Here is a 10647-nt window from a genome sequence, read left to right as displayed (position 1 = left end):
GGAATTCGTGACAGCCGAGGCTGTTGCGGCGGCCAGGGGCCAAGCTTGGGCGGCGCCCAAGTGCATCACGCCGACGGAAGCGCGGCGGTTGAAGCAGCTGACAAATGCGCGCCAGGAAGTGGCGAGCCTGAGGTAGAGGGCGAGGCCCGAGACATTGATCTGATGCGCGATCTCGTCGCCCCACCGGCTTCTACGGTGGCGGATTGCGCTGTATTCGCCCTTCACTGTTCGAGCGGGCCGCGCCCGGACTATCTCGGCGCATCCGGAAAGGCGGGAGCGTCGGGACCGGCGGTGGTCTCGCTTGGGGAAAGCGGCGGCGGCTTTGTCTTGCTGCGCGTAGCTTCGACCATGGCCAGGACGGCCTCGGTTACGACTTCCGGACGATCGTTCATCAGAAGGTGAGACGACAGAACCGTGCGTTGAAAGCCCCGACGCGACGAAAGTGCGATCCTCAAGTGCTGCAGCTCCAGCACCGACTGGGGCTTGTCGAGACCAATCGTGGGCGCCGCCTGAGCTGTGTCGGACGCCGTCAGGACGTAGAGCGGGACGTCGGCCAGCAGTTCGCCCAGTCGCCCCACCTGCATGGAAGTCCGGCTGAAGATGGAGTCCAGCTCAGAGAGACGGTTGTCCCAAACCAGGGCGTCGCGTCTGGCGCCGGCGCCGCAAGCGGCCCAGGCCGGGTCGTCGTTGGGCGGAGGCGGGTTGGCTTCGGCCGCGCCACGGCAACGCGCCAGGCGACGACGGATGCCGTTCAGGCCATCCAGGGTCGATGGGACAATCTGTTCCACGCTCGGATCCACCAGCACGAGGCCCGCCACCTCGTTCGGACGCCGAGCCGCGAGAAGGCGGACATAGAGCCCGCCCGCCGAGTGGCCCACCAGCACGAATGGACCGCTCTCGCCGGCGGCATCCAGGGCGGCGTCGATATCCCGCGCGATCGCCGCGCCATCGCGTGGAATCGGGCCCGGCGGACTGAAGCCATAACTCGCGCGATCATAGGCGCAGACGCGTGTAGTGCGGGACAGACGCGGCTGGACCTTGCCCCAGGCGAAGGCGCCTGCGCCGTATCCCGACTCCAGGAGAACTGTCGGCGTTCCTGACCCGGTACAGCGGAGATTGAGCTCGCGGCCGTCCGGTAAGGTCACGAGGCGATCCGGCTTGTCGGCCGACCGCGCGCCCTGGCCGCAGCCGCCCAGGACGGCCACACCGACAAGGGCCGCGGCCAGCCTGCGCCATTGAGAGTTCGGAAAGAGTCGCGCTGTCATTGTGAAGAGGATACGGCACGATCCTTGCTGGTGCGTGCAAGTCCGTTTGACCGGACCGGGCGGCTCGCCGACAATGGCGTGGCGCAGGATTGGCGGAGGCGTTGAGTGGAAACCGTCTACGATTGGATCACCGTGGCGATTTTCGGTGGGCTGGTGGTGCTGTTCCTGCATCGCTCGGTGCAGCCTGAGGAGCCTCAGGACACGATTCTGCACTACCTGCCTCCGGCGGTCGGGTGCGCGGTGGCCAACTATGTCGGCAATGAAGGCTACGGCCTCTACTCGTTCCTGATCGTTCTGGTCGTGGTGGCCTATGTGGTGCTGGTGCTAAAGCCCTTCGGCATCAAGTTCTGGCGCTGACCGGAGCCTGATCAGCGATCCAAGCCGTAGCGGTAGAGCAGTCTCAAGCCGATGTCGCCAAGGCCCGGATTGTAGTCGCCAGCCAGCTTTCCGTGGCTCAGGTGGATCCAGGAGACCTCGACTGAGAGGCGTCGCGTGGCTTTCCAGCCAATCGACAGTTCCGGCTCGAACAGGACGCGCGATCCCAGATCAAGCTTGGTCTGGAAATCATTGAGCCGTTTCAGGCGTTCGGCGGGCGTCAGGCCGGGCTCGTCCGGGCTCGGCAGGTTCACGCGGCCGTCGTGGATGGCGAGGCCGATCCCGGGCTGGACATAAAGCCGTTCGGACAGCGGAAACCGCCAGGCCAGGCCGCTCGCCAGATAGTTGGTGCCGCCGGAAGTGTTGACGCCGACCAGCAGGTGGACCCGGGGTCGGCCCAGGAACTTCAACTCATCAAGCGCGGTGGTGCGGACGCCGGTTACGATCTGGGCGCCGTCCTCAAACTTTCCGAAGGAAATCCCATCGTCGACATCGTGGGCATAGACGCCCGTGAACACCTCGCCCGCCGTCGCCGGCGCGGCGATTGCGGCAATGGCCAGAGCGGCGAGCACGGTTCGCATGGGGTGAGTCTACCGTACGGCCTCGGAGTCGCCCAGCAGGGCCGGGGCGGTCTTGAGAATGATCGCGATGTCGAGCCAGAAGGATCTCCGTTCGACGTATTCGAGATCAAGGGCGACGCGGCGTCGCACGTCTTCAGCCGTGTCGACAGGACCGCGGGAGCCATTCACAGCCGCCCAACCGGTGAGGCCGGGCTTGATGCGGTGGCGGTGAGCATAGGTTTCGACCAGCTTGGACGCTTCGGCGCCGCCGGAAAGCATGCCGATGGCGTGCGGACGGGGCCCGACCACCGACATCTCACCGGAAATGATGTTGAAGATCTGCGGCAGCTCGTCGAGGCTGGTGCGGCGGATAAAGCGGCCGACCCTGGTGACACGGTCATCGTCGGCCGTCACCTGACGCGCGGCGGTGGCGTCGGAGGCCTCGACCCGCATTGAGCGGAACTTCCAGACCACAATCTCCTCGTTCATCAGACCATGGCGGCGCTGGCGGAAGAAGACCGGGCCCGGGCTGTCCAAACGAATGGCCACAGCGACTGTCGCCATCAGCGGCGCCAGCGCGATCAGGCCCGCGATCCCCAAGGTGAGATCGAGCGTCCGCTTGGCCATGAGGTAGCCGGAACGCTCCTTGGCGCCCGAGACCTGCATCAGGTCGAAGTCGGCGATCCGCCCGACCGCACGGCTGGCGGCCTCGTCATCATCGTCATCGAGCAACAGGGAGACGGGATTGGGGACGGGCGCCAGTCGCTCGATGAGCTGGGCGATGCGCGCGCTGGCCTGTGGCGGGACGGTGACGACGATGCGGTCGACGAAAGGCAGAATGCGGTGATCGATCAGGTCAGCAGTCTTGCCCAGCACCGGCACGCCCACGACCTCGGGGCCAACGCGGTCGCTCCGGTCATCGAAGATGCCCAGGATGTTGACGTCGCGGGTCTTGAGCGCGCGGCGGATCAACTGGTGCGCAGCGGGCGTGCCGCCGACCACAATCAGGTTCGGGGTCAGCAAGCCCTGGTGGCGGAGGCGTTTCAGGATCGCGCTCCAGCCCCAATGAGCGATCACCAGAGCGCCCGTGGCGGCGAGCGCCCAGGCCGCGCAGGCCAAAGCCGGGAAGGCGGGATCGAGCAACCCGCTGACGGCTCCTGCGGCGCCCGCTGCGGTGGTTGCGGCCAGCGCCAGTCGGCCGAAACGACGGTGAGCACGCTCGCGCGCATTCATGGCGTAGGCGCCGGTGGAGACCAGCAGGATGATCGCCGCGAGCGGCGCGCCCAGCGCCATGGTCTCCGGCAGGCGGAAGAAGAGGCCGGCCAGAGCCGAGGCCATGAGCAAGGCCAGGACGTCGCCGGCCTGGAACAGACGGGCGAGGCCTGGGCCGGACACCCGCGCGCGCACCGGGCGCAGATGCTCGGGCCGCATCGGGCCCCTGCGGTGGCTCTGAGGTTCCGCATCAGCTGTGAAGGTGGCGCGATGAGCGCCGCTGTCGTCCGCCATTCTGGCTGCCCTGACCTGTTCTCAGCGGAGAGCCTAGCGGCTGCGCCTGAGCGATCGGTTAAGGCGGGAGACCGGCGCTCGCGTCAGTAGGCGTTGGAGTCGGTGAAGACCAGCGGCACGGTCTTGAGCGCGATCTTGATGTCGAGCCAGAAGGACCAGTCATCAATGTAGGCGTTGTCGGCCTCGATGCGGGCGACGATGGCTTCGATGTCCTTGACCTCGCCGCGATGGCCGCAAATGGCGGCGTAGCCCGTGAGGCCCGGGCGGGCGCGGAACCGGCGGGCGTAGTTGGGCACCTGCTCGCCCCACGCCTCATCATGGGCGACCGCATGGGGTCGCGGACCGATCAACGACATTTCGCCTCGAAGGACGTTGAGCAGCTGCGGCAGTTCATCGAGGCTGAGCTTGCGCAACACCCCGCCGAGAGCCGTGATGCGTGTATCGTTCTGGGTCGCCTGGCGGACGGTGCGCCCATCCTCCGTGACGGTCATTGTACGGAACTTGAAGACCGTGAAGATCACGCCATTCAGTCCTGTGCGGCGCTGGCGGAACAGGGCCGGGCCCGGGCTCTCGAGGCGCACGAGGATAGCGATCGTCAGCAGCAGCGGCAGGAACACCAGGAGAGCAAGCAGCGCGCCGAGAATGTCGAAACAGCGCTTGCGGCGACTGGTCGCCACAGCCAAGCGCGCAAGGGGAATTGGAGGGCTCACCGGCGCCGACGCCGAGGCATCACACGCCGCCGCCCAGCGGGGCGGCTCGGCGACTGTGCGAAACTGCGTGAGCTCGGTCATTGGCGCACGAGCGCCGCCTGCCGGCGGCCCGATTGATCGAGGCCTGCGACGTCGGTGAGGAAGGCGGCCAGAGCTTCCGCGCTCCAGAGGCGAACCAGCAGGCCCGCGCCGCGGCCGTCGAACTCTGTGCGGATATGGGCGTCGCCATCCACTTGCTCGGCGTGGCGGCCGATGAAGCCGTAGAAGGCGCGGCGAATCCGGTCCGCGTCCTGATCAGCCGTGAAGCGCGTTTCAAAACCGGACATCTTTCCCGACCGTCCCTTTGATCACGCCTCGTCATGAGCAAGAGCCGCGCCAGGGTTCCCGTCCGGTGGGCCGCATGATCTGAAGCATATTCGTGGCGTTGGGCCGCGCGGTTGCAGTTCAGTTTACAAATCTTGAACGCATGAGGGCCGGACCGGTTCAACCGGCGCGATCAGTACGCCTGCGGATCGCGGAAAATCATCAGGGCGGTCTTGGCCAGGATCGCGATGTCGAGGCCCAGCGACCAGCTGTCGATGTAGAGGTTGTCCGCGGCGACCCGGCCCCGCATGCAATCGGCGCTTTTCAGTTCACCGCGAAATCCGTTGATCTGAGCGAGGCCCGTGAGACCGGGTTTGGCGCGGAAGCGATCCGCATAGGTGGGGATGAGTTCGCCATACTGCACGTCGTGGGCCAGCGCGTGAGGTCGGGGTCCGACGACAGACATGTCGCCACGCAGGACATTGAAGAGCTGTGGAAGCTCATCAAGGCTGAGTTGACGCAGGATCGCGCCGACAGCTGTTACGCGGGCGTCGCCGCGCGTCGCCTGGCGCACACTGGCGTTGTCCTCGGCCACGGTCATTGTGCGGAATTTGTAGATCGTGAAGACGCGGCCCATGTGGCCAGTGCGGCGCTGTTTGAAGATGACCGGCCCGCCTGACTCCACGCGCACGGCCAGAGCGATGCAAACCAACAAGGGCGCGAACAGCAGCAGGGCGCCCAGCGCTAACAGAATGTCGATTACGCGCTTGCCAGGACTCCGGGCGACATCCGAGGAGGTAAACGCCGACATCTCCAGCTCTGCCGGGCGAAGCGCCGGCAGGGCTGAGGGAGCGGTTCTGGCGGCGACGTCCGTCATGACGGTGCTTGGGCGAGCCCCTTGGTTGCACTGCACTCGCCCTTAGCCGATCCACGGCCTGTTATCCATCTCCGCAAACCGAACCTTTACGCTGCAAGTGGTTGAGTCGGCCGACCGCCCGAGAACTGGGCGTGTGGAGCCAAACATGCCCTCCGATGTGTCAGTGGAGTTCGCCCCCAACCGGGTGATCGACGAGCGCCCCGCGCGGCGACTACCTATCGGGGTCGGCCTGACGATCGGCGCCTGCGCCTCGGTCGCACTTTGGACGATGATCGGCCTCGGTCTGAGCTCACTCTTCGCCTGATACTGAAAAGATTAGACTTTCCCTGAGGCGTCTGCCGGACTAGGTGGGGCGTAGCCAATGGCTCAGCGCGCCTAGGGAGAGCCTGATCCCCAACCTGATCCAACCTTTGATCCTGTGCGGCGGCGCGGGTTCGCGGCTGTGGCCGTTGTCGCGCCCGGAGCTTCCCAAGGCGTTCCTGGAGGTGGTCGACGGCGCTGGAACCGGGCTCTCGGCGGCTGTGAGGAGGGCCGGATTGGTCCGCGGCGCGGGGGTTCCCGCGACGATCAGCCACACCCGCCACGCGGCCAAAATCGCCGCTGAGGAGGGCATCGGGACCGTTCTCCTTGAACCTGAGTCCCGCGGGACAGCCGCCGCAGTGGCCGCGGGCGCCGCTTGGCTGGCCGGCGTCGCTTCTCCGGAGACGATTCTCGTCGTGTTGCCCTCCGACCACCACGTGGTGGACGAGGCGGCGCTCGCGGCGGTCATCGCGCGAGCCGCGGATCTCGCCCGTAATGGCGCGCTCGTAGTGTTGGGCGCCCGGGCCGAAGGCCCCGAGACGGCCTATGGCTATATCCTGCCCTCCAACCTACGGGATGGCGTCGCCGACCTAGGCGCGTTTGTTGAAAAGCCATCGCAAAGCCGGGCTGAAACCCTGGTCGCCGCAGGGGGGCTCTGGAACTGTGGCGTGTTTGTCGGTGCGGCCAGCGTGATCCTAGAGGAGTTGCGGCGCTGGGCTCCGGCGGTCGCGTCGGCGGCGGAGGCCGGCGTTCGGGAAGCACGGACGACCAATGCGGGCTTCGAAATCGGTCCTGGTTTCGACAAGGCGCCGATCGCAGCCTTTGATACGGCCGTCATGGAGAAGACCGAGCGCGGGCGCGTGGTGACCGTGGACTGCGGCTGGTCGGACCTGGGCGCATGGGACGCCGTCTGGCGCGCTGGACGAAAGGATGCCGACGGCGTGTCGCGGACCGGGGATTCGGCAGTCACGGACGGCCGAAACGTTCTGGCGCGAGCTGCGGCGGGCGTAAGCCTGCGTGTCATCGGCGTATCGGGCGTTGCAATCGTGGCAGAGCCCGGCGCCGTGTTGGTCACCGGCCTCGACCAGACGCAAGCCGTCCGAGACGTTGCGCCGTCGGCGCGGTTCGGCGCACTGCCGGAGGCGGCGCGAGGGCTGGCGGACTGGTTCCGGACCGCAGCGCTGCCGTTGTGGAGTACGGCGGGATTCGACGAGGTTCGTGGTGACTTTCGCGAGGCCCTGACCTGGCATGGACGGCCGCATGACCCGCGGCGCCGGCTTAGAGTCCAGGCGCGGCAGGCCCTTGTGTTTGCGCAGGCCCAGGCTGACGGGTTGCCAGGGCCGTGGCTGGCGTTGGCCAGACGCTCGCTCTCGACCTTTCTGGAGGCTGCGCGGCGGGAAGACGGTCTCTACAAGAGCGCATTACGGGTGGACGGCGCCGACCTGGATCCGGAGGCGCGTCTCTATGAGCACGCTTTTGTCCTGCTGGCCCTGGCGGGCCTGACGCGGGCGGAGCCCGAGACGGACAGATGGCGCGCCGAGGCGCTGCGAATTGCCGATGCCTTGCTCGGATTTGCTCATGCCGGAGGTTTCCGAGAAGCCGGCGAAACGCCCTTTCAGGCCGATCCGCAGATGCACCTTCTGGAGGCGGCCTTGGCCTGGCGGTCGCTTGATGGGGACAATGTCTGGCAGGCTTTGGCTGACCAGGTGGCGGGTCTGGCCCTCGGCCATCTGATCGACCTCGGCAGCGGCGCGGTGCGCGAACTGTTCGACGCTGACTGGCGGGCGTTGAGCGGCGAAAGCGGTCTGATTGAACCCGGGCATCAGTTCGAGTGGGCGTGGCTGCTCCATGAATGGGGCGGAGCCGGATCGGAAATTGTCCAGCGGCTGTTTTCGGTGGGGGAGCGGGGCGTGGATGCCAGGCGCCAGGTCGTGGTCGACGCCCTATGGGATGATCTGGGCGTGCGTCAGGGCTCCGCCCGTCTCTGGCCACAGACCGAGCGTTTGCGGGCGGCTTTGGTGTTGGGTGAGACCGAGGCTGCGCTGTCCGCCGCCAATGCGATCTGGCGGTTCCTCGATCTGTCGATCAAGGGTGTCTGGCGCGAGCGAATGGACGACAGTGGGGCGTTTGTGGATGCCCCGTCGCCGGCGAGTTCTCTCTATCACCTGCACGGGGCCATCTCGGCCCTGGTCCGGGCGACCGGCGAAGCGTGGTAGAAGCCGCGCCATGACGTCAAGCTCTGCTGTCCCCAATCCCTTCACAGGCGCGCCGGCGCGGATCGCGGTGCTTGGCTTGGGATATGTTGGCCTCCCACTTGCCGTGGCTTTCGCGCGGGCTCACGACGTTGTTGGGTTCGACATCGATCCCGACCGAATTCGAGAACTCAAGGAAGGTCGTGATCGAACACTGGAGGTGGAGCCGGAGACACTCGCGGGGGCTGGCGTTGGCTTCACCACGGATCCGGGCGCGCTGTCGGATCGAGATGTGTTCATCGTCACCGTGCCCACGCCGATTGACGCCGAAAAGCGGCCTGACCTGTCGGCGCTGGACGCGGCGAGCCGGACCGTGGGCGGCGCGATCCGGCCGGGTGGCGTGGTCATCTATGAGTCCACGGTCTATCCGGGCGCAACGGAGGAAATCTGCGTGCCGGTGGTTGCCGAGACCTCCGGGCTCGCCTTCAATCTCGACTTCTTTGCGGGATACAGTCCCGAGCGGGCCAACCCTGGCGATAAGGCCCACCGGTTGGCCGACATCGTGAAGGTCACGGCCGGCTCGACCCCGCAGGTCGCGGCGTTTGTGGATGCGCTTTACAGGTCAGTGGCGTCGGCGGGGACCCACCGCGCGAGTTCCATCCGCGTGGCCGAAGCCGCCAAGGTGATCGAAAACACCCAGCGGGACCTGAACATCGCCCTGATCAACGAGTTTGCTCTGATCCTGGGACGGCTGGGGATCGACACGGAAGAGGTGCTGGCCGCGGCGCGCACCAAGTGGAACTTCCTGGATTTCCGGCCCGGCTTGGTGGGCGGTCACTGTATTGGCGTCGATCCCTACTATCTCACGCACAAGGCCGAGGCTGTTGGATATCGGCCTGAGGTCATCCTGGCTGGTCGCCGGATCAATGACGGCATGGGCGCGCATGTGGCGCGGGAGGTGATGGCGGCGATGGCGGCCAAGGGACGGTCGCCAAGTGGGGCGAGAATTCTGGTGATGGGTCTCGCCTTCAAGGAAAACACGCCGGATCACCGGAACACCCGCGTGATCGACATCATCCGCACGCTGACCGAGGCGGGTTCGTCCGTGGACGTCTGGGACCCGTGGATCGCGGCGGCCGATGCGAAGTCGGAGTACGGGCTGCAGCTGATCGAGGCGCCGGAGGCGGGCAGCTATGACGGTATCGTGCTGGCGGTCGCCCACCGGCAGTTTCGCGAGATGGGGTCCGAAGCGGTGCGGGCGCTGGGCCGGCTCGGTGCGGTGATCTTCGACGTGAAGTCGATACTGCCGAAGGCCGATGGCGATCTCAGGCTATAGCGGCCGGCGGCCCTTCGAGAGGACCGCCGGTGCGCGCCTAGAATGTGTAATTGATCTTTCCGTACCAGTAACCGCCATTGATCCCGAATGCGGAGAATGTCGGATACTGAGTCACGTAACCGTTGGCATTTGCGGCCAGGAAGGTGTCGCGATAGGCTTGGTTGAGTTTATCGGGGAACTTGTTGAACAAGTTGTTTGCTCCGACCGTGAGCTTGACCGATTCGAAGACCTTGTAACTGATCTCAAGATCTGTTGTCAGCGTCGTGCCGATCCCGAGCTTGAAGCAGTTGGAGGCCGGGAGGGACAACGGGCAGCCCAGGCGATTGTTGAGGATGGACGCCGGGCCGTAGAGGCTCTCCTTCACGTTCACGGTGAGATCGTTCCAGGTCCAAAGGGCGCCCAGAACGGCACGGTACTTGGGCGTGCTGGTTTCCAGGAAACCCACCGAAGTCCGGTCGAACAGCGATGCGCCCTGGAGTTGCGCCGGCGGGGTCGCAAATTTGGTGACCTTCGTGTCTGACCAGTTGCCGGTCAAAGACCACTGCACGCTGCCCCAGTCTTCAAGATCGGAACGCATCGTGACGACCAGGTCGGCGCCGCGGGTTCGGGTGTCCAAGCCATTGGTGAAGATGTTGATCCCCGTCTGTGTGACGGTCGGGTCAAGCACGCTGCCGCTGGCCAGAATCGCGGCGCGCACCGCCGGCAGGTTGATGGTTCCGCCCGAACCGAACAGTGTGGCCGACCCAACGACCCGGTCCCGGATTGAGATCTGGTAGATGTCGAGCGTCGCGGTTACGCCCGCGCCCGGTTTGGCGACGAACCCGATGCTGTAGTTGCGCGATTTTTCCGCATCGAGGCCGTTGACACCGACAAGCGCGGCGGCGGGCGAATTCGGCGGAAGCTGGACGAAGGCCGAGGTGGGCGACACGTTCGTGGCCGAATAGTTGCCTTCCGCCAAGGTGGGCGCCCGGAAGCCGGTGCTGGCCGTGGCCCGAACGGCGAACGTCTCGTTGAAGTCGTAGCGGCCGGTCGCCTTGACGATGAAGGTGCTGCCGAAATCGCTGAAGTCCTCGAAACGCGCAGCCAGGTCGAGCTTGACCGGTTCGGACGGCTGGAGCGCGACGTTGGCGTAGGCGGCGTAGCTGCGCCGCTTGCTCTTGCTGGCGTCGGTAGGTTCAAAGCCCGGATAGGCCTGGACGCCTTCCTTGTAGTAGGAGCCTGGG

General features: G+C 66.1%; 11 protein-coding genes. 4 read left to right on the top strand and 7 right to left on the bottom strand.

All coding sequences use genetic code 11. The annotated features are described in order from the left end of the window. Positions 1–248: 248 nt before the first annotated feature. Positions 249–1265 (bottom strand): alpha/beta fold hydrolase, encoded by a 1017-nt coding sequence (locus tag ACIQ3R_RS10380; protein WP_397418130.1) that lies wholly within the window; start codon positions 1263–1265, stop codon positions 249–251. 105 nt (positions 1266–1370) lie between these two features. On the opposite strand from ACIQ3R_RS10380, the gene ACIQ3R_RS10375 reads away from it, so the two are divergent. Then, entirely contained in the window at positions 1371–1622 is a 252-nt protein-coding gene (locus ACIQ3R_RS10375) for an XrtV sorting system accessory protein (RefSeq protein ID WP_397418127.1), read from the top strand. An 11-nt stretch (positions 1623–1633) separates the two neighbouring features. On the opposite strand, the gene ACIQ3R_RS10370 is transcribed toward ACIQ3R_RS10375, so the two are convergent. The 5 genes from ACIQ3R_RS10370 to ACIQ3R_RS10350 form a co-directional block, all read right to left on the bottom strand. After that, complete coding sequence (locus ACIQ3R_RS10370) at positions 1634–2221, bottom strand: acyloxyacyl hydrolase (protein WP_397418124.1); 588 nt, start codon at positions 2219–2221, stop codon at positions 1634–1636. A gap of 9 nt (positions 2222–2230) precedes the next feature. Continuing rightward, positions 2231–3706: an exopolysaccharide biosynthesis polyprenyl glycosylphosphotransferase gene (locus tag ACIQ3R_RS10365; protein ID WP_397418122.1), complete on the bottom strand. Its 1476-nt coding sequence runs from the start codon at positions 3704–3706 to the stop codon at positions 2231–2233. Positions 3707–3789: 83 nt separating this feature from the next. Next, the gene (locus ACIQ3R_RS10360) at positions 3790–4497 is read right to left on the bottom strand and encodes a sugar transferase (protein ID WP_397418117.1); all 708 of its coding nucleotides are present in this window, start codon (positions 4495–4497) and stop codon (positions 3790–3792) included. Then, entirely contained in the window at positions 4494–4742 is a 249-nt protein-coding gene (locus ACIQ3R_RS10355; protein WP_397418115.1) for a hypothetical protein, read from the bottom strand. Before ACIQ3R_RS10355 ends, ACIQ3R_RS10360 begins: the two co-directional genes overlap by 4 nt. Before the next feature lie 170 nt (positions 4743–4912). Continuing rightward, positions 4913–5530 carry a sugar transferase gene (locus tag ACIQ3R_RS10350; RefSeq protein WP_397418112.1) on the bottom strand — a complete coding sequence of 206 codons (618 nt, stop codon included), beginning with the start codon at positions 5528–5530 and terminating at the stop codon, positions 4913–4915. 211 nt (positions 5531–5741) lie between these two features. On the opposite strand from ACIQ3R_RS10350, the gene ACIQ3R_RS10345 reads away from it, so the two are divergent. The 3 genes from ACIQ3R_RS10345 to ACIQ3R_RS10335 are packed head-to-tail and all read left to right on the top strand — an operon-like array spanning position 5742 to position 9424. Further along, positions 5742–5900 (top strand): hypothetical protein, encoded by a 159-nt coding sequence (locus ACIQ3R_RS10345; RefSeq protein WP_397418110.1) that lies wholly within the window; start codon positions 5742–5744, stop codon positions 5898–5900. A 43-nt stretch (positions 5901–5943) separates the two neighbouring features. Next, positions 5944–8112 carry an AGE family epimerase/isomerase gene (locus ACIQ3R_RS10340; protein ID WP_397418107.1) on the top strand — a complete coding sequence of 723 codons (2169 nt, stop codon included), beginning with the start codon at positions 5944–5946 and terminating at the stop codon, positions 8110–8112. Positions 8113–8122: 10 nt separating this feature from the next. After that, positions 8123–9424: a nucleotide sugar dehydrogenase gene (locus tag ACIQ3R_RS10335; RefSeq protein WP_397418105.1), complete on the top strand. Its 1302-nt coding sequence runs from the start codon at positions 8123–8125 to the stop codon at positions 9422–9424. A gap of 37 nt (positions 9425–9461) precedes the next feature. Here the strand turns inward: ACIQ3R_RS10335 and ACIQ3R_RS10330 are convergent. After that, positions 9462–10647, bottom strand: a 1186-nt coding sequence (locus ACIQ3R_RS10330; protein WP_397418102.1) for a TonB-dependent receptor domain-containing protein, incomplete at its 5' end; no start/stop codon positions are given.

Origin of the sequence: Phenylobacterium sp., assembly GCF_044371015.1 — a bacterium.
GTDB lineage: Bacteria > Pseudomonadota > Alphaproteobacteria > Caulobacterales > Caulobacteraceae > Phenylobacterium.
The sequence above is the reverse complement of the archived record's forward strand: the minus strand, read 5'-3'. Positions and strand labels throughout refer to the sequence as shown.

What these genes read in the sequence shown, in the direction of transcription:
- ACIQ3R_RS10380 (WP_397418130.1), bottom strand. Translation starts at nt 1,265, where the DNA reads ATGACAGCGCGACTCTTTCCGAACTCTCAATGGCGCAGGCTGGCCGCG.
- ACIQ3R_RS10370 (WP_397418124.1), bottom strand. Translation starts at nt 2,221, where the DNA reads ATGCGAACCGTGCTCGCCGCTCTGGCCATTGCCGCAATCGCCGCGCCG.
- ACIQ3R_RS10365 (WP_397418122.1), bottom strand. Translation starts at nt 3,706, where the DNA reads ATGGCGGACGACAGCGGCGCTCATCGCGCCACCTTCACAGCTGATGCG.
- ACIQ3R_RS10360 (WP_397418117.1), bottom strand. Translation starts at nt 4,497, where the DNA reads ATGACCGAGCTCACGCAGTTTCGCACAGTCGCCGAGCCGCCCCGCTGG.
- ACIQ3R_RS10355 (WP_397418115.1), bottom strand. Translation starts at nt 4,742, where the DNA reads ATGTCCGGTTTTGAAACGCGCTTCACGGCTGATCAGGACGCGGACCGG.
- ACIQ3R_RS10350 (WP_397418112.1), bottom strand. Translation starts at nt 5,530, where the DNA reads ATGTCGGCGTTTACCTCCTCGGATGTCGCCCGGAGTCCTGGCAAGCGC.
- ACIQ3R_RS10345 (WP_397418110.1), top strand. Translation starts at nt 5,742, where the DNA reads ATGCCCTCCGATGTGTCAGTGGAGTTCGCCCCCAACCGGGTGATCGAC.
- ACIQ3R_RS10335 (WP_397418105.1), top strand. Translation starts at nt 8,123, where the DNA reads ATGACGTCAAGCTCTGCTGTCCCCAATCCCTTCACAGGCGCGCCGGCG.